This is a genomic window from Serratia grimesii (genome assembly GCF_900186025.1).
GTDB lineage: Bacteria > Pseudomonadota > Gammaproteobacteria > Enterobacterales > Enterobacteriaceae > Serratia > Serratia grimesii.
In genome coordinates, this window is sequence record NZ_LT883155.1 from 3,721,494 (window position 1) to 3,739,216 (window position 17,723).

The following is a 17,723-nucleotide window of genomic DNA, read 5'->3' on the forward strand; positions in this document are numbered from 1 at the left end:
CGGAGCTGTAACGCTTTTATATACCGTTTAGTGATTTTCAAGCATCAAACGCTATAAGGCAGGGCCGGGGCGGTTTTGGCGAGGAGGGATGATGATGCCGGAGCCGACGATAGCCGACTCCGGTGTCGTTCTTACAGCGACAGCAAGCGCGTCAGCGAAGGAGCAAAGTAATAGCTACCGGTCACTGCGCGGCTGAAACGCAACATGGCATCGCGTTTACCGTCGAGATCGCCAAACATACTCAACAGCTGTTTTTCGATGTTATGCAGGTGTGCGCAATAGGCGATGAAATACAACCCATGCTTACCGCTGGCAGTGCCATAAGGCAGGCTCTGGCGCAGAATCTTCAGGCCTTTACCGTCTTCTTTCAGATCAACACGGCTGACGTGAGAAGTGTCCGGGCGCTGCTCTGGCGGCAACTCTTCGCTGTCATGCTTGGTGCGGCCAATAATCTGCTCTTGCTGTTCCGTGGTAAAGCGCTGCCACTGACGCAAGTTGTGTTCGTAACGTTGTACCAGCACGTAGCTGCCACCTTCATCCTCTTCACCTTCGGCAATCACCGCCACTTCAGGACGTTTGTCGCCCTGCGGGTTTTCGGTACCGTCGATAAAGCCACTCAGGTCACGCTCTTCTACCCAGCGGAAACCGTGGGTTTCCTCTTCAATTTTAATCGCATTGCCGAACGCCGCGAGCGCAGCCTGCGCCAGCGTGAAGTTAACGTCATGACGTAAAGATTGGATATGGATCAACATGTCGCGCTGGGTCGCCGGCGCCAACCCTTTACCCAACGGGGTAAATGGCTTCAGCTCTTTGGCCCCCTGACCGCTGGACAGATCGTGCCAGACGTCATAACCAAAGGCGATCACCGCGCCCAAATGGGCGTCGGGGAACTGCTGTTGCAGCTCGGTCAACGTCTGGCAAAATTGCTTACAGCCCTGACGCAAATCGGCAAACTCGCCCTGCACGGTGGCTTCCATAAAAATGGCGAAACGGCAGTGTTCCAGCAAAATGCCGCTCTGAACCTGTGTCATTGTCGTTATCCTCAATACCTGAATCGGGTAACAGGCTTCCTGTCACGAATGCGCGGTATCATACCGCAAGCAAGGGTAATTGCCTTGCCCGAACGCAAAGAAAACAAGGATACCCGTCGCCTTTCAAACCACAGCGTTGTTAACTGCACACAGTTATGTGGCCCATCCGTGGGCCACGCCCTTAGGGGCCGCTGCAAGCAGCGTTCACATCTGTTCCCGACAGATTTGTCACCCCTGTCACTTACTAAAGTAAGCCCGTGGGGACTCCCGTGCTGGTCGCCCAGCTGTGGTTTGAAATGCATAGGGTAAAAAATTTATGAGGGTTTGGCGCCTCGAATAGGGCGCCAAAAAGAAAGGATTACTGAGGTTTGGCGTGCCAGATGATCTTGCTGACCGTCCAGCTTTTTAGTGTGTCATCCGGTGGAATAATGTCCTGCGGGCCAGCCCATTTGCCGCTGAAGATGTAGGTAACATACTTACTCTGTTCTGCCACACACTCCACTTTGCCTGCGTCGTCGCCACTGGCTGGTTTACAGGCACCGAATGCCTTCTTGTACATGTCACTGAACGGCGTACCGAGCTTGCTGCCCCATTCGGTCGCCACTTTGCTGTCCATCACGTCCACACGCTGCACGTGGCCTTTTGGTTCGCCGGTGATCACCAGCTTCACGTCATTACCGTCCATCGCCTGATAGTAAGAAACGATCTGACCCTGGCTGGTGGCCATGCCACCACGCAGACGGTAATCGCCGTTCAGCCCGTCGTTGATCGCGCTTTCTGACATCGGGGTGCCGGCGTTCAAATCGCCAACGCCCTTGGCGCTGACCTCAAGGCTGCTGCCAAACCAGTTAAGTGGCGACAGGCTCGACCAGGAGAAGTTCGACATGGTCGAACAGCCGGTCAGTAACAGCGGGAGCCCTAACAACAGTGGGCGAATATTCATCTCTAGCTCCTTAACATCAAAGGCATGGGCCCGGCGTTTTGCTGCGTGCCAGCCTCTCACAACTGCCCACGCTTCGCCATCAGTTGCGAGCTTGGAGTGCAGAAAATAAGAAAAGTGCCGCCGCAGGCGGCAATTAACCCACCTCTTCTTGCTGGGTAAAGCAGGCTTTCAGCCGCTGGTTCAGCAGCAGATAAGCCAGTGCCAGCGCATCAAGCAGTATCCATAACATATCCAACGGTGGCTGATTGTCGGCCTGTTGCCACAGGCTGAACACCGAACCGCCCAGTGCCGCCAGTAGCGAGAGACAAAGCACCCAACCCCAGGCACACCACAATCGTGGCCATTGGTGACGCCGTGGAGCCAACAGAAATGCCAGCGCCGCCGGCAGCCCCAGCATGATCCCATACCAGAATCTTTGGGTATCCGGATAGAACAGCTGCAACAACCCTTCCCCCTGCTGGCGTGAAGCACCGGCCATCACAAACAGGATCCAGGTACGGGCTTGTAAAACCAGGACGCCCCAAAACCACAGCGGCAAACGCAGTACGCCGTGATGATCGTAATCGTCGGGGGAAAAACGGTGTGGGGGTGACTTCAACGTCGATTCCTTATCAATCTCATGAGTACTCCTTCAGATGGGAGTCACATTTATTGTTTTCAATGCGCACGCTTAAGAACCCCTTAAGATTTTCATGCTTTACTTAACCCCATCAAACCAGCAGTCCTGATTGGCAGGGCTTTGATTCTCGATTGAGATAAGGAAGCTTAAGATGAAAAAATATACCCTGGCCGCATTAATCGCGCTGTGCAGCGCACCGGTTCTGGCACAGCAAGGTGGGTTCCTCGATCCTGCCGCTCCGCAGGCACAAACGCAAAATACCCAGCAAGGGGGCTTCTCTGGCCCAAGTGCCGCGCTGACCACCGTAGACAAGGTGAAATCAATGAGCGATGACACCTGGGTGATGCTGCAGGGTAACATTGAGCAGCGCGTGGGTGACGACACCTATACCTTCCGCGACGCCAGCGGCACTCTGACAGTAGAGATCGACAAAAAACGCTGGAACGGCCAGACCATTACCCCGAAAGATAAAGTGCAGTTGGAAGGGAAAGTCGATAAAAACTGGAGCAGCGTGGAAGTCGATGTGAAGAACATCAAAAAACTGCCATAACCCATAGCAAAGGGCGGTGAAGCTTCACCGCCCAAAGTACCACTCAATATTCCTGATCTTCGATCAGTCGTTTACCCAGGTTGGTCACGTTCTGGATCTCGTAACCGAGTTTTTCGTACATCTCGATCACCGTGTCGTTGTCTTCACGCACCACCAATTGGATCTTCGGGCACCCACGCGCGATCAGCTTCTTTTCCAGACGGTTAATTAACGCATTGGCAATACCGCGCCCGCGATAATCCGGATGAACCCCCAGATAATACGCCGAGCCGCGATGACCGTCGTAACCGCCCATCACCGACCCCACCACTTCCCCGCCCACTTCAGCGACCAGAAAGAGATCCGGATCGTGGTTCAATTTACGTTCAATGTCCATCTCAGGATCATTCCACGGTCGCAGCAGATCGCAACGCTCCCACAGAGTAATGACTTCTTCAAAGTCGTCTTGTCGAAATACGCGAATTTCCATCGATGTTCGCCGCTGTTAATTAAGATGTTTATCTGATTATCGCGTGATTATTCACTTACGCAATATCAAACTGCGATTTACCCCAGCAATTATCCAGAAATCACCGGTCCCCCGCGTAATAAATGGAAATAGTTATCAGGTCGATTAATGATTATCAATACGATATAACGTCGCAAAATAGAATTTGTCGATGGAGCGTAGCGTTATGAAAAAGCAGGTTAAACAATTCTTCAATTTTAAGCCGCTTGCCACTTCTCCTACGCGACGCCAATTACTGCTCTCGGGCCTGGCTCTGGTGCTGCTCGGCAGCAAAAGCCAAACGGCCAGCGCCGAATCCGGTGGCATGCTGCGCAACCAACACAGCAAACCTGCACCTAAACCGTCGGGCAGTAAAAGGCTGGTAATGATCGATCCCGGTCACGGCGGTATCGACTCCGGCGCGGTCGGCAGCGAAGGTTCGCAGGAAAAGCACGTCGTGTTGGAGATTGCCAACCACGTCCGCCGCATCCTGCACGAACAGGAACACGTCGAAGTCCGTCTGACACGGGAAGAAGACGAGTTTATCCCGTTATTCCAACGCGTTGAGATTGCCCACCAGCATCAGGCCGATCTGTTTATCTCGATTCACGCCGACGGCTTTACCAGCCCGGAAGCCTCAGGTGCTTCGGTGTTTGCCCTGTCCAACCGCGGCGCCAGCAGCGCCATGGCACGTTATCTGTCTAACCGCGAGAATGCCGCCGATGATGTGGCTGGCGGGAAATACAAAAACCAGGACAATTATCTGCAACAGGTGCTGTTCGATCTGGTGCAGACAGATACCATCAATAACAGTCTGACACTTGGTCGCCACGTACTCGGACAGATTCGCCCGGTACATCATCTGCACAGTAACAGTACAGAGCAGGCGGCGTTTGCCGTGCTGAAATCCCCGTCAATTCCGTCTGTGTTGGTCGAAACCTCGTTTATTACCAACCCGGCGGAAGAACGCCTGCTGGGTACCACCGCTTTTCGCGAAAAAATCGCCCGTGCCATCGCCGACGGTGTAATCAGTTTCTTCAGTTATTACGATGCACACCAACGAAAACCGGGCTAATATTGCCAGCCGAAGTGAATAAAGGTCCCCCTTGAATCTCAGGGTTAGCAGCAATCACACGCCCAAATCAATGACCAAACTAAGCGTTTCGGGACCTGTTCACTTGCTGCCTTGCTGCAACTTCAAGGGCTTTGGGTATATACTCTGCGGCTTGTTCAGTCAGACGCTGTGAATTATTCCGTATGAGTTTATCGACCATCGCAGAAGTAAAATCCTTCCTGCTGGCACTGCAGGATCGCATCTGCACGCAATTAGCCCAGGCCGACGGCGGCGCCGTTTTCAACGAAGACCGCTGGACGCGTGAAGAAGGCGGCGGTGGCCGCAGTCGGGTATTGACCGACGGCGCAGTGTTCGAACAAGCAGGCGTCAACTTTTCACACGTCTCCGGCGCTACCCTGCCCGCATCCGCTACCGCACACCGTCCCGAACTGGCCGGTCGGAGCTTCCAGGCCATGGGCGTGTCGCTGGTCATCCACCCGCGCAGCCCCTATATCCCCACCAGCCATGCCAATGTGCGCTTCTTCATTGCGGAAAAACCCGGTGAAGAGCCAGTATGGTGGTTTGGCGGCGGCTTTGACCTGACGCCGTTCTATGGCTTTGAAGAAGACGCCGTTCACTGGCACCGCACTGCCGAACAACTGTGTGCGCCCTTCGGTGAACAGGTCTACCCCAAATACAAAAAGTGGTGCGACGACTATTTCTTTATCAAACACCGTAACGAAGCACGTGGCATCGGCGGCCTGTTCTTTGACGATCTGAACACCCCGGACTTCGCCACCTGTTTTGCGTTTACCCAAGCCGTGGGCGAAGGCTTCCTTGATGCTTATTTGCCGATCGTAGAAAAACGCAAGGCGCTGAGTTGGGGCGATAACGAACGTCAGTTCCAACTGTACCGCCGTGGTCGCTATGTGGAATTCAATTTAGTCTGGGACCGAGGCACACTGTTCGGCCTGCAAACCGGTGGACGTACCGAATCCATCCTGATGTCGATGCCGCCGCTGGTGCGCTGGGAATACAACTATCAACCGGAAGAAGGCAGCCCGGAAGCAGCGCTGTACCGTGATTTCTTACCGGTGCGCGATTGGCTGAAGGAGCCTGAATGATGCAAATTTGGGTTGATGCAGACGCTTGTCCAAACGTGATCAAAGAAGTGCTGTTTCGGGCAGCGGATCGTACCGCTATGTCGGTGACGCTGGTGGCCAATCAGCCACTGAGAACGCCGCCGTCGAAACACATCCACACACTGCAAGTGGCGGCCGGTTTTGACGTAGCGGATAACGAAATCGTGCGCCGCTGCGAAAAAGGCGATCTGGTGATCACCGCCGATATCCCGCTGGCAGCAGAAGTGATTGAGAAAGGTGCGGTGGCGTTGAACCCACGTGGTGAACGCTACACGCCGGACACCATCCGTGAACGTCTGAACATGCGCGACTTTATGGATACGCTGCGATCCAGCGGTATCCAGACCGGTGGTCCGAATACGCTGAACCAGCGCGATCGCCAGCAGTTCGCCAACGAGCTGGACAAGTGGCTACAGCAGGCAAAACAGGCGCAATAATTGCGCCCGCACTCCACTTTAGAATCGCACCTCCCCGCCGAAGATATAAGTTCGTCCACGGGCAGTGTTGGCAGCAGTGGCGTCATCACCTTGAATAGGCAACATATTCAGCTTGTTAAGCGCCTCTGAATAACTCTTGTTCATCAGATTCTGCACACTAAATTTTAGCAGCACGTTACGGTTAATTTGATAGGTGCTATACAGATCGATAATTGTCGGGATGTTCGGCATATCCTGCTTCACTATCTCACCGGTGGTTTCACTTTGTTCATAATCCGGTGACAAACGGCGGGCCTTTCCTGTGTATTTCACAATACTGCCGACAGTCAATGACTCATCCAGGAAACGCACCCCAGTATTCAGTGTAAAGTACATATCCGGAAGTTCATTGATATCACCCGCACCAAAATAGGTGCTGGCAATTGAAGTCGGCTGCTCGGTATGCTGCTTACTGAATGACATGCGAGCGAAGGCGCGACCCGCGTCATAATTGGCTTCCAGCTCTACGCCATGCGCACGTACAGGAGTCAACGAGTTGACGTAGATGTACATATTGTCCGCATAGTCTTCACTTTCATCGGCCCAGTTATTTTCAAGGTTTTCGCGATAGCTACATTTGCGTCCATTACGGCACACCATGTATGACTCGCTGAAAATATAGTTGTTAACCTTACTGGTATAAGCCACCACTTTCAGTTGAAGCGAGTCCTCTTTAACCAATAAATCATGACCATTGGCGTTAAATCCCGCCTGCCAAGTTTCTGCTCGTTCCCCCTTCAAAAATGGGTTCATCGACGCTCCACCAGAGTTGGAATAGAACACTTCCTGAATATTAGGCGCGCGCATGGATTTACTGTAGCTGACAAAGGGTTGCAGCCATGGCGTTACCTGCGCAGAAAGCATCACCGATGGGTTAAAACCTTGTTCTTTTAAATTAATATTAGCGGCACCCTGAGGGAAACATTGTACCCGGTAATCACAAGCAGGTTTAAATCCTGTCAGCTTGTTGCTGCTGTAATTCAGGTTTAAATCTAATTGATAAATATCCCGATTAAGCTGTAAGCCGGTGTACAAACTGGTGATACGCTGATCACCTGACGGCGCGAAGGTGTTGTTTTCGATAGACTCCTGCGCGGTCTGCTCATCTTCGATTGCCGACTCAACATGCTTGGTGTATCTGTTGTGCATGATTTTACCGCCGTAGCTGAAAGCTACATCGGTGTTCAACAGGCTGAAGCGACTTGTATTATTGATATCCAATGCGTCGGAACGGTTTTCCGAATTGGTATTAAAGAAGGTGAATAGCGAACCACCGTTATATTCCTGATTCCCTTTACTGGTACTGGCGGTGATATTTAAATCGACCAATTCCGAGAACGGTGCATAATGATATTTTATATAAAAATCATTACTGTGAATATCTCGACGAGAGAATCGGTTTTGATAGCTCCTGGCCGAAAGCTCAATACTATTAAATTCATCCGGCTTGATATCCAGTTTGAATAACTGCGATTTTGGATTTTGCTTCATAAACTCATCATATCCAAAATCCTCGCTACTCACCCCGTCACCATTATTGAAGTTCGAGTAAACAGAGCTGCCGCTGATTGCCGCCATGGCACCAATGCTGCCAGTATCGGTAAATGCTTGCCCTTTTCCCGCGACTGCAACCATACCACTACGACCAATACCATTACTGCCGACAGAAAATTTAGTCCTAATACCAAAAGGGTTGCCGGAGAAAATCACATCATCAACACCAATAGTACGAAAGTTCGCGCTGCCAGCCAGAGCATTGACCCCTGCTCCCCCACTGCTTTCACCGCGTGCCACGTCGACCCCAACGATAAAGTTTGGATCGATTAGAACACCTGACTGGCTATTGGTTGAACCATGTGAAAGAACCCCAGAAGTGGATGTTCCGTAATAGCTTTGGGTAATACCATCTACCATGGTGTTAACCCGGCCAAACCCGCTCATTCCACGGATATTAACGCTAACCGCGCCTTGACTCGGATCGATTTGGGTATAGGTACCTGGCATACTGCGCAGAATACTGTCTACCGACTCCAGGTTCTTATTTTCACCACGGGAACTGAACGCCCCCGGTTTTTCCAACGCCTCCCTTTCACTGTTGTTACTGCTGTCTGCCGCCGAAACATTTAACGGACTGAAAACCACCTTACCGCTGCCCTCTTTTGCCTCACTCTGTGCAGCCGTCGCCCCCCCGCTCAGCGCCATTCCCGCGCCGAACAGGCTTACTAATAATTTAATTTTCATATATCCCCAGAAATTGCCAAAAGGTTTGATGGCCGACAATGCCCAGCAAAAATCCCCGCCCATAAGACGGTAAATATTGTTATTGTTTTAATACGCCGCAGTTTCCTACGGCGTTAAATATTATTTCTTTGCCTGTTGATCCATCGCCAGAATAAAGGCGTACTCCAGAGCGCTATTTTCCAGCCGAGCCAGGCGACCCGATTTACCACCGTGACCTGCAGTCATGTCGGTGGACAGCAGTAGCAACGAATCCCCTTGCTTAAACTGCCGCAACTTCGCTACCCACTTGGCGGGTTCCCAATACTGCACCTGCGAATCATACAACCCGCTGGTCACCAACAAATTCGGGTAGTGTTGCTTGCGCACATTGTCATACGGGCTGTAAGACTTCATCAGCGCATAGGCCTGCGGCTCATTCGGATTGCCCCACTCTTCATACTCACCAGTGGTTAATGGAATACTGTCGTCCAACATGGTGGTCACCACATCAACAAAGGGCACCTGCGCCACCACCGCGTTATACAGTTGCGGAGCCTGGTTGATCACTGCCCCCATCAGTAATCCACCTGCGCTGCCTCCCATGGCGTAAATACGGCCTGGCTGACCATAGCCATCCTTGATCAAGGCTTGGGTGGCGTCGATAAAGTCGCTGAAAGTATTCGGCTTATGGACCAGTTTTCCCTGTTGGTACCAGTTCTGTCCTAACTCTCCGCCGCCGCGTACGTGAATCAGCGCATAGACGAAACCACGATCCAGTAGGCTAATGCGATTGGCGCTAAAGGCCGGATCCATGCTCATGCCATAAGCACCATAGCCGTACACTAACAGCGGACTGTGACCCGGTTTGAACATCGTCTTGTTGTAGACCAGCGAGACCGGTACCTTTACACCATCTCGCGCACTGATCCACACCCGTTCACTGTGATACAAGCTCGGGTCAACGCCTTTCACTTCCTGCTGCTTCAGCAAGGTTCGGCTGCCCTTATTCAAATCCCATTCGTAGGTACTGGTTGGGGTCGTCATCGCCGAATAGCCGTAACGCAAGCGATCACTGTCCGGATCGGGGTTATAACCCAACCAGGCCATGTAGCTGGCATCGTCAAACGGAATACTGCGTTGGGTCTTACCGTCCCAACTTATCTGCCGCAGTTGCACCAACCCATCGCCACGTTCTTTCACCACCAACCAATCACGAAACAGGGTAAAGCCCTCAACCTCACGCTTTTCCTGTGGAGCAATTAACGTCTGCCACGGTTGCTGCGCAGACGTCGTGTGATACAGACCGAAGTGCGGGCTTTGATGGTTGGAACGCAGATAGAATTCACCACGATAATGATCGAGATAATATTCACGTCCGCTGTGCCGGGCTGCAAATAACTGCGGCGCACTTTGCGGGCGATTAGCGTCGATCAGACGCACTTCAGAGGTGGTATTGCCGCTGATAGTGATAATGACGTAATCACGGGAGGCCGAGCTACCGAGACTCAGGTAGAACGCAGCGTCGTTTTCCTGATACACCCGTTGGTCTTCCGTTACCGGCGTGCCAAACGTATGACGGTAAACCTGATATGGCAGCAAGGTTTGTGGGTGATTCCGCACATAGAACAAAGTTTTGCCATCGTTAGCCCACACCATATTGCCGGAGGTGTTCTCAATGACTTCTGGCGCCCAACGTTTGTCAGCAATATCCTGTAGGGAAATCCGATACTGGCGGCGGCCCTGTACATCTTCAGACACCGCCATACGCCGGTTGTCCTGACTGATGTCCATTCCCCCGACGCGGTAATAATCATGACCTGCCGCGCGTTGATTGGCATCCAGCAACGTTTGCCACGGCGCATCGGCAGTCAAAGCCTGCCGTTGATACAGCGCGAAATTTTTGCCCGCGGCGTAGCTTTCCTGATAACGATAGCCGTTCAATTGATAAGGCACCGAGCGGTCTTCCGGGCTAATGCGGCCCAGCATTTCCTGATACAGCTTATCGCGCAGAGCTTTATAGGGCTGCATCATCTGTTCGGTATAACGATTTTCCGCAGTCAGATAATCCAGCACCTTTTTGTTCTTTCGGCTGTCGTCACGCAACCAGTAATAGTCATCTGTACGGGTTTCACCTTGCGCAGTCAGTACTTTGGGTACTTTTTCTGCCTGCGGGGGTTGCGGCTGCGCAGCTACCGCAGAATTTAAAAATCCGAACGAAAACAGTAAAGCGGCGCCCAGGCGACACTTCTTATTCGATGACAGTGGGTGATTCATAATCCCTCACGAAGTTTGACCTGTAGGCATCCCGTTAGGAGGACGTCTGTAGGTGTTATTTGCCGGCATTTAACGCCGCCAGATTAAAATCAATTGGCATCGTCACGTTGACGGCGCCATTTCGCAACATGTCAGACGGGGGTAATGGCAGCGGCTGCGCCCGCTCTACCACGGCTAGCGCCTCACGATCGAGTGATGCAGTACCCGAGCGAACTCGCAGTGTCACCCCCGACACCCGCCCCTGAGCATCAACACGGAACGTCACCTGCGGCATACCGGTACGTCGGCGACTGCGGGCCTCTGGCGGATAGCGTTTAATGTTGTTCAGATGACCTTTCACCAGGCTTTCCCATGACAGTTTGGCTTGAACGCTGCTGTTGGAGTCGCTGTTGATCGGTGCGGCGGTCTGGCGGGCAACGTTCTGCGCTTTTGGCGCAGCGGCACTGGAAGCAGCAGCATGGCGCATCTCTTTAGCCTGCTCTTCCGGTTTTGGCTGAGCTTTCTGTGGTGGCCGGAGTTCAGTGCGTTTTTTTTCTGCCACGGAAATTTTGGTCTTTTCAGCACGCGCCAATTTAGGCAAGTCGGGTTGCTCCTGCTGCTCGGCCGGTTGCGCCGCAGAGGATTCCGCCTGTTGCACACCCAGCGGTAGCGGTTTTGGGCTTTCCGGTGCCTCAACCTGTTCCGCCCAGCTCATCATCACCGCCGATGGGGGTAATTGCATCATCGGTAACGGCTGGGACGGCCAGTAAAACATCAATACCAGCGCGACGTGTACTGCTATCGCATACAAGAAACCGCGCGCCCAACGCGGCTGCGGCATATCGACGACAGGGTAAGATAAAGACTGACTTAACATAAGGACATTAGAATACTTAATCGCGAATGATTGCAGATCACATTTGCTAATGATAATCATTTGTAACTGTTATTAACAGTTCTTTTCGCTGTGTTTACTCTATGAATTTCAAGTTGCAGCAAACAGCGCTGCAACTTGAAAGACAACCCGTCTTGGCCTAATTACTTCACCGCCGGGGTAACCCACAGATAATCCGCCACCTGTTTATCGACCTGTACACCAGGTTCTGCCAGCATCAATACTGTTGGCAATGCTGTTGGTTGTAGATCTTGCACGTGAAGTGGTACCCCTACCGATTTAGACGCATGATAACCACCAGCAATAAGCAAAGCCGGCGTCGGCGCAGCCAGCAAACGTTCGGCCATACGTCGGTCACGCTGCTGCTGAATAGCCAGCATGGCATGCAGCTGTTGCGGTTCGATATTCCCGCCATGTGAGGTGCGAATAGTTTCCTCCAGCGCTTTTTGCACCACCGGCCGTACCGACAGCGTTCCCTGCGGGAAACTCGGCTGCTGATAAAACGCCATGATTTCACTGCGATCCAGGTTGGCTGACCACAGTGGATAAGGCGCCCGCATTACCGCCATGATCACGTCACCGTACAGCGACCACTTCCAGCCTGACTGCCAATCAATCAACTCTGCCACACGACTGTCACGCACCGTCGGATTTGACTGCAGCCAGTGTTTCACCTGATCTACTTTGGCCTGCTGATTCGGATTTATCATCTCCATTAGCACACTGCCTTGTGGCCGCCGCAGAGGTAATTGCTGCACCAACCACAGTTCAATCTGATGGTGATACGGGTTGTCATGTTTTTCCCCAACAACCACGCGTTGCTCAACAGACAGTCGGGCCAATAGCTGATCAGGCGTCAGGCTTTCCCCACTACGCAAATCGGTAATTTTCCCCAGTTCGGTAAGGGTATTTTTTGGCGGTGAAACGGGGGTTTGACTGCAGGCACCGAGCGCCAGTGCGGCCAGTAAAATCAAAAATCTCATGATGCTGCCCTGTAATAAAAAGTGGCGACATTATAGATAATAATTATCATTTGCATATAGATGACAACCTATCCTGAGACGTCGATAACTATATTTTTACCTTATGGTTTTTGGCTCACATTGATTTCATGAGGTATTGCAGGTATAACCAATAGCCATTTAGCTGCTTAGACGTCTATACGGATAGAATATCATGCACTCACCTGTTCCCGCCGAAGGGCAATTCAAACGCACCATGAAAGCCCGGCATCTGGTGATGCTGTCGCTGGGGGGAGTGATTGGTACCGGGCTGTTCTTCAATACCGGCTATATCATTTCCACTACCGGTGCTCTCGGCACCCTGCTGGCCTATTTGATCGGGGCGTTGGTGGTTTATCTGGTGATGCTGTGTTTGGGTGAGCTGTCGGTGGCGATGCCGGAAACCGGTGCCTTTCACGTCTACGCATCACGCTATCTTGGCTCGGCCACCGGTTATACCGTCGCCTGGCTGTACTGGCTCACCTGGACGGTAGCACTGGGTTCCAGCCTGACCGCCGCCGGTTTCTGCATGCAGTATTGGTTCCCTCAATCGCCGGTGTGGCTATGGTGTTTGATCTTCTGCGCGGCGATTTTCCTGCTTAACGTGGTCACTACCCGGTTCTTTGCTGAGAGCGAATTCTGGTTCTCGCTGATCAAGGTCGTCACCATTCTGGCATTTATCATCCTCGGCGGTGCGGCAATGTTCGGCCTGCTGCCGATGAAAGACGGTACGCCAGCGCCCTTCCTGCATAACCTGACCGCCTCCGGCTGGCTGCCAAACGGCACCTTGCCGATCCTGATGACCATGGTGGCAGTGAACTTCGCCTTCTCCGGCACCGAACTTATCGGTATTGCCGCCGGTGAAACCGAGAACCCGGAAAAGGTGGTGCCTTGGGCGATACGTACCACGGTGATTCGCCTGATGCTGTTCTTTATTGGTACGGTGTTTATTTTGGCTGCGCTGATCCCGATGGATCAGGCAGGGATTGTCAAAAGCCCGTTTGTGCTGGTGTTTGAACGCATCGGGGTGCCCTATGCCGCCGATATCTTTAATTTCGTGATCCTGACCGCCATTCTGTCAGCAGCCAACTCGGGCCTGTACGCTTCGGGTCGCATGCTGTGGTCGCTGGCCAACCAGCGCACCCTGCCGGCTTATTTCTCCCGCGTCAATAAACGGGGTATCCCGATCAACGCGCTGACGTTCAGCATGCTCGGTGGCGTACTGGCATTGCTGACCAGCGTAATCGCGCCGGACACGGTATTTGTGGCACTGTCAGCGATTTCCGGCTTTGCGGTGGTGGTGGTCTGGTTGAGTATCTGCGCGTCGCACTACGCGTTCCGCCGTCATTATGTCCGCAGTGGCCAGCCCATTTCCGGTTTAAAATACCGCGCGCCGGGTTACCCGTTAACGCCGATCGTGGGTTTTACGCTGTGCCTGCTGGCCTGCGTCGGACTGGCATTCGATCCAGAACAACGTATTGCACTGTATTGCGGTTTGCCGTTTGTGGCCCTGTGCTACGCAGCCTATTATCTGACCCGCCGCACCGGGCAAAAAACAACGCTGGGAGAGCATCATGTCGGTTAACAACCCTATCACCACACTCTTAACCGCCAACCGTACGCTGATTTTAGACGGTGCGTTGGCCACGGAATTAGAAGCGCGCGGCTGTGACCTTAGCGATCCGCTGTGGTCGGCAAAAGTGCTGATTGAAAACCCTGAACTGATTTATCAGGTTCACCTCGACTATTTTAACGCTGGCGCGCAATGCGCTATTACCGCCAGCTATCAGGCTACACCACAAGGCTTTTTACGCCGCGGTTTGGATCATTCACAGTCCCTGGCGTTGATCGCCAAAAGCGCGCAACTGGCGCAACAGGCACGCAACGACTATCTGGCACTGCACCCACAGGCGGTACCGCTGTTGATCGCCGGATCGGTCGGTCCCTATGGGGCTTATCTCGCCGACGGGTCCGAATATCGCGGTGATTACGCCTTGCCGCAGGAAGAAATGATGGCCTTTCACCGCCCACGTATCAAAGCGTTGGCTGAAGCCGGTGTTGATTTGCTGGCCTGTGAAACCCTGCCATCGTTTGGTGAGTTGCAAGCATTGTTGATCCTGTTACAAGAGTTTCCAACGCTTGGCGCATGGTTTGCCTTTACCCTGCGCGACAGCCAACACCTCAGCGACGGTACGCCGTTAGTCACGGTTATGGCGGCGTTGCACGCCAATCCACAGGTACTGGCGATCGGCATTAACTGCATTGCACTGGAAAATGTCACCCCGGCGCTGGAGCAGCTTGCTGCGCTGACTGACAAGCCGCTGCTGGTCTACCCGAACTCTGGCGAACATTACGACGCGGTAAGCAAAACCTGGCATGCCTGTGGTGGCGCACACGATAGTCTGATTGATCAAATCGGCGAATGGCAGCGCATCGGCGCACAGCTGATTGGCGGTTGTTGCCGCACTACGCCGCAAGATATCTGTCAGATCGCCGCACGCTGCAAGGCATAAAAAAAGCCTCCTGCGCCGGAACGCAGGAGGCTTGTCGTCACTCAAGGCTTATAACGGTTCGGTCTGCGCTTCCACCACGGCCAACGCCACCATGTTGACGATGCGGCGTACCGAGGCGATTGGCGTCAGGATGTGTACCGGTTTCGATACCCCCATCAGCACCGGCCCGACGGTCACCCCTTCAGAAGAGGATACCCGCAGCAGGTTGTAACTGATGCGAGCGGCTTCCATATTCGGCATGATCAGCACATTGGCCGCCCCTTTCAGCGGGCTGTCTGGCATCAGATCATTACGGATACTTTCCACCAGCGCAGCGTCACCGTGCATCTCACCGTCAATTTCCAGCTCCGGAGCCATCTTGTTCACCAGCTCCAGCGTTTTACGCATCTTGCACGCCGCAGGATTATCCGAAGAACCAAAGCTGGAATGGGACAGCAGCGCCACCTTCGGCTCAATACCGAAACGACGCACCGTTTCCGCCGCCATCAGGGTGATTTCTGCCAGTTGTTCCGGCGTCGGATCATCATTGACATAGGTGTCAGCGATAAATGTGTTGCCGCTAGGGAGCAGCAGCGCGTTCATTGCCCCGGCGACGTGTGCCCCTTCGCGGAAGCCAAACACTTTCTCTACCACATCGTAATGCTCGTGATAGCTACCGATGGTGCCACAGATCATCGCGTCTGCTTCACCACGATGTAGCATGATGGCGGCAATCAACGTCGGGTTACCAATGACCGCACGGCGAGCCTGCTCTTGCGAAACACCGCGACGCTTCATGATCTGGTAGTACTCACCCCAGTATTCATTAAAGCGTGGATCGGACTCGTTATTCACCACTTCAAAGTCTTTACCCGGCGTCAGTTGCAGGCCGAGTTTTTTCAGCCGCATTTCAATCACGCTCGGACGGCCGACCAGGATCGGATAGGCCAGCCCCTGCGACACCAGTTCCTGCGTCGCATGCAGTACCCTTTCCTCTTCACCTTCCGCCATCACCACGCGCTTCATCTCTTTTTTCGCCTGGGAGAAGATCGGCTTCATGAACAGGTTGGTTTTGTAGACGAACTCGGACAGTTTTTCGACGTAAGCGTCAAAGTCTTCGATCGGACGTGTCGCCACGCCGGAATCCATCGCCGCCTTGGCTACCGCCGGGGCGATTTTAACAATCAGGCGCGGGTCGAAAGGTTTTGGAATGATATATTCAGGGCCAAATGACAGGTCCTGATCGCCATAGGCCGAAGCCACCACGTCGCTCTGCTCTGCCAATGCCAGATCGGCAATCGCATGCACGCAGGCCAGCTTCATCTCTTCATTGATGGTGGTCGCGCCAACATCCAGCGCACCACGGAAGATGAACGGGAAGCAAAGTACGTTGTTCACCTGGTTTGGATAGTCAGAACGGCCGGTACAGATAATGGCATCAGGGCGCACAGCTTTCGCCAGTGGCGGCAAAATCTCCGGTTCCGGGTTGGCCAGCGCCATAATCAGCGGATCCTTGGCCATGGTTTTCACCATATCCTGAGTCAAAACACCCGGGCCAGAACAACCGAGGAAGATATCCGCATCCGGGATCGCATCCCCCAGCGTACGTTGACCATTATCTTCAATGGCGTAGGCCGCCTTGGTTTGCTCCATATTGGCGTCGCGGCCCTTATAGATCACCCCTTTAGAGTCGCAAACAGTAATATTCTGCTGGCGCAGCCCCAACGCCACTAACAGGTTCAAACAGGCAATCGACGCAGCGCCGGCACCGGAAACTACCAGTCGCACGTCGGAGATGTTCTTTTTCACTACCCGCAGGCCGTTCAGCACTGCAGCAGTGGTGATGATGGCAGTGCCATGTTGATCGTCATGGAATACCGGAATTTTCATGCGCTCACGCAGTTTCTGCTCAATGTAGAAACACTCTGGCGCTTTGATGTCTTCCAGATTAATACCGCCAAAGGTCGGTTCCAACGCGGCGATGATGTCGATCAACTTGTCAGGGTTAAGCTCATCCACTTCGATATCAAACACGTCGATACCGGAAAACTTCTTGAACAGGACGCCTTTCCCTTCCATCACCGGTTTACCGGCCAAAGCACCGATATTCCCCAGACCCAACACCGCCGTGCCGTTGGAAATTACCGCCACCAGGTTGCCGCGTGCGGTGTATTTGTAGGCCGCGAGAGGGTCGGCAGCAATTTCCAGACAAGGGGCTGCAACGCCCGGCGAGTAGGCCAGCGCCAGATCGCGTTGCGTTGCCAGCGGTTTAGTTGGGGATACCTGGATCTTGCCTGGGACCGGATATTGGTGGAAATCAAGCGCACTCTGTTTGAGCTGTTCGTCCATTATAGGTTCCTATGCTTTTTGCTTTTATGTTGAGGTAAGACTTGTAAGGCTATGAGGCTACATCCTGTCATTCTCCGTGGCGCCGTCGCAGACCCAAAAGCCGTAATCAAGGCAGAGGGAGCAAGGCACAGCGGGCCTATGTTCAAACCCGACAACACAGAGTACGGGCTTTTGGGGCACGCCCCGAAGGGCTGGGGCCATGTGAACGCGT

15 protein-coding genes are annotated in these 17,723 nt (G+C 53.3%); 6 read left to right on the forward strand and 9 right to left on the reverse strand.

Annotation, left to right across the window (positions count from 1 at the left end; all coding sequences use genetic code 11):
- Positions 1-131: 131 nt before the first annotated feature.
- The 3 genes from SGBXF1_RS17525 to SGBXF1_RS17535 all read right to left on the reverse strand — a co-directional run bounded on the left by SGBXF1_RS17525 (position 132) and on the right by SGBXF1_RS17535 (position 2,572).
- Complete coding sequence (locus SGBXF1_RS17525; RefSeq protein WP_186427266.1) at positions 132-1,031, reverse strand: Dyp-type peroxidase; 900 nt, start codon at positions 1,029-1,031, stop codon at positions 132-134.
- A gap of 358 nt (positions 1,032-1,389) precedes the next feature.
- Positions 1,390-1,974 carry an RpoE-regulated lipoprotein gene (locus SGBXF1_RS17530; RefSeq protein WP_037424045.1) on the reverse strand — a complete coding sequence of 195 codons (585 nt, stop codon included), beginning with the start codon at positions 1,972-1,974 and terminating at the stop codon, positions 1,390-1,392.
- Positions 1,975-2,107: 133 nt separating this feature from the next.
- A complete protein-coding gene (locus SGBXF1_RS17535) occupies positions 2,108-2,572 on the reverse strand; it encodes a DUF2919 family protein (RefSeq protein ID WP_186427267.1) in 465 nt (154 codons plus the stop codon).
- A 172-nt stretch (positions 2,573-2,744) separates the two neighbouring features.
- Between SGBXF1_RS17535 and SGBXF1_RS17540 the strand changes: the two genes are divergently transcribed.
- Positions 2,745-3,143 carry a YgiW/YdeI family stress tolerance OB fold protein gene (locus tag SGBXF1_RS17540; protein WP_037424051.1) on the forward strand — a complete coding sequence of 133 codons (399 nt, stop codon included), beginning with the start codon at positions 2,745-2,747 and terminating at the stop codon, positions 3,141-3,143.
- Between the two features lie 43 nt (positions 3,144-3,186).
- Here the strand turns inward: SGBXF1_RS17540 and SGBXF1_RS17545 are convergent, their stop codons facing one another.
- Positions 3,187-3,612 (reverse strand): GNAT family acetyltransferase, encoded by a 426-nt coding sequence (locus tag SGBXF1_RS17545; RefSeq protein ID WP_061808110.1) that lies wholly within the window; start codon positions 3,610-3,612, stop codon positions 3,187-3,189.
- A 205-nt stretch (positions 3,613-3,817) separates the two neighbouring features.
- On the opposite strand from SGBXF1_RS17545, the gene amiA reads away from it, so the two are divergent.
- The 3 genes from amiA (at position 3,818) to SGBXF1_RS17560 (ending at position 6,263) form a co-directional block, all read left to right on the forward strand.
- Positions 3,818-4,705: an N-acetylmuramoyl-L-alanine amidase AmiA gene (amiA, locus tag SGBXF1_RS17550; RefSeq protein WP_037424057.1), complete on the forward strand. Its 888-nt coding sequence runs from the start codon at positions 3,818-3,820 to the stop codon at positions 4,703-4,705.
- Between the two features lie 182 nt (positions 4,706-4,887).
- Positions 4,888-5,808: an oxygen-dependent coproporphyrinogen oxidase gene (gene hemF / locus SGBXF1_RS17555; RefSeq protein ID WP_037424060.1), complete on the forward strand. Its 921-nt coding sequence runs from the start codon at positions 4,888-4,890 to the stop codon at positions 5,806-5,808.
- The gene (locus SGBXF1_RS17560) at positions 5,808-6,263 is read left to right on the forward strand and encodes a YaiI/YqxD family protein (RefSeq protein ID WP_186428532.1); all 456 of its coding nucleotides are present in this window, start codon (positions 5,808-5,810) and stop codon (positions 6,261-6,263) included. The genes hemF and SGBXF1_RS17560 overlap by 1 nt, the downstream gene beginning before the upstream one ends.
- Before the next feature lie 18 nt (positions 6,264-6,281).
- On the opposite strand, the gene SGBXF1_RS17565 is transcribed toward SGBXF1_RS17560, so the two are convergent.
- From SGBXF1_RS17565 to SGBXF1_RS17580, 4 genes are all read right to left on the reverse strand, one after another.
- A complete protein-coding gene (locus SGBXF1_RS17565; RefSeq protein ID WP_061808118.1) occupies positions 6,282-8,543 on the reverse strand; it encodes a TonB-dependent receptor domain-containing protein in 2,262 nt (753 codons plus the stop codon).
- A 120-nt stretch (positions 8,544-8,663) separates the two neighbouring features.
- The gene (locus tag SGBXF1_RS17570; RefSeq protein ID WP_186427268.1) at positions 8,664-10,796 is read right to left on the reverse strand and encodes a S9 family peptidase; all 2,133 of its coding nucleotides are present in this window, start codon (positions 10,794-10,796) and stop codon (positions 8,664-8,666) included.
- A gap of 55 nt (positions 10,797-10,851) precedes the next feature.
- Entirely contained in the window at positions 10,852-11,652 is an 801-nt protein-coding gene (locus tag SGBXF1_RS17575) for a TonB family protein (protein ID WP_186427269.1), read from the reverse strand.
- 161 nt (positions 11,653-11,813) lie between these two features.
- On the reverse strand, positions 11,814-12,653 hold the full coding sequence (locus SGBXF1_RS17580) for a ChaN family lipoprotein (protein WP_186427270.1): 840 nt from the start codon (positions 12,651-12,653) through the stop codon (positions 11,814-11,816).
- A gap of 193 nt (positions 12,654-12,846) precedes the next feature.
- Between SGBXF1_RS17580 and mmuP the strand changes: the two genes are divergently transcribed.
- Both mmuP and mmuM read left to right on the forward strand, forming a co-directional pair.
- Positions 12,847-14,256: an S-methylmethionine permease gene (gene mmuP / locus SGBXF1_RS17585; RefSeq protein ID WP_186427271.1), complete on the forward strand. Its 1,410-nt coding sequence runs from the start codon at positions 12,847-12,849 to the stop codon at positions 14,254-14,256.
- Complete coding sequence (gene mmuM, locus SGBXF1_RS17590) at positions 14,246-15,184, forward strand: homocysteine S-methyltransferase (RefSeq protein ID WP_186427272.1); 939 nt, start codon at positions 14,246-14,248, stop codon at positions 15,182-15,184. The genes mmuP and mmuM overlap by 11 nt, the downstream gene beginning before the upstream one ends.
- Positions 15,185-15,232: 48 nt before the next feature.
- Here mmuM and maeB read toward each other — a convergent pair whose 3' ends face one another.
- The gene (gene maeB, locus SGBXF1_RS17595; RefSeq protein ID WP_061808112.1) at positions 15,233-17,512 is read right to left on the reverse strand and encodes an NADP-dependent oxaloacetate-decarboxylating malate dehydrogenase; all 2,280 of its coding nucleotides are present in this window, start codon (positions 17,510-17,512) and stop codon (positions 15,233-15,235) included.
- Between the last annotated feature and the right edge of the window lie 211 nt (positions 17,513-17,723).

Excerpts from the sequence above, each read along its gene's own strand:
- SGBXF1_RS17525 (WP_186427266.1), bottom strand. The coding sequence starts at position 1,031 with ATGACACAGGTTCAGAGCGGCATTTTGCTGGAACACTGCCGTTTCGCC.
- SGBXF1_RS17545 (WP_061808110.1), bottom strand. The coding sequence starts at position 3,612 with ATGGAAATTCGCGTATTTCGACAAGACGACTTTGAAGAAGTCATTACT.
- SGBXF1_RS17575 (WP_186427269.1), bottom strand. The coding sequence starts at position 11,652 with ATGTTAAGTCAGTCTTTATCTTACCCTGTCGTCGATATGCCGCAGCCG.
- SGBXF1_RS17580 (WP_186427270.1), bottom strand. The coding sequence starts at position 12,653 with ATGAGATTTTTGATTTTACTGGCCGCACTGGCGCTCGGTGCCTGCAGT.
- hemF (WP_037424060.1), top strand. The coding sequence starts at position 4,888 with ATGAGTTTATCGACCATCGCAGAAGTAAAATCCTTCCTGCTGGCACTG.
- SGBXF1_RS17570 (WP_186427268.1), bottom strand. The coding sequence starts at position 10,796 with ATGAATCACCCACTGTCATCGAATAAGAAGTGTCGCCTGGGCGCCGCT.
- SGBXF1_RS17530 (WP_037424045.1), bottom strand. The coding sequence starts at position 1,974 with ATGAATATTCGCCCACTGTTGTTAGGGCTCCCGCTGTTACTGACCGGC.
- amiA (WP_037424057.1), top strand. The coding sequence starts at position 3,818 with ATGAAAAAGCAGGTTAAACAATTCTTCAATTTTAAGCCGCTTGCCACT.
- mmuM (WP_186427272.1), top strand. The coding sequence starts at position 14,246 with ATGTCGGTTAACAACCCTATCACCACACTCTTAACCGCCAACCGTACG.
- mmuP (WP_186427271.1), top strand. The coding sequence starts at position 12,847 with ATGCACTCACCTGTTCCCGCCGAAGGGCAATTCAAACGCACCATGAAA.
- maeB (WP_061808112.1), bottom strand. The coding sequence starts at position 17,512 with ATGGACGAACAGCTCAAACAGAGTGCGCTTGATTTCCACCAATATCCG.
- SGBXF1_RS17540 (WP_037424051.1), top strand. The coding sequence starts at position 2,745 with ATGAAAAAATATACCCTGGCCGCATTAATCGCGCTGTGCAGCGCACCG.
- SGBXF1_RS17565 (WP_061808118.1), bottom strand. The coding sequence starts at position 8,543 with ATGAAAATTAAATTATTAGTAAGCCTGTTCGGCGCGGGAATGGCGCTG.
- SGBXF1_RS17560 (WP_186428532.1), top strand. The coding sequence starts at position 5,808 with ATGCAAATTTGGGTTGATGCAGACGCTTGTCCAAACGTGATCAAAGAA.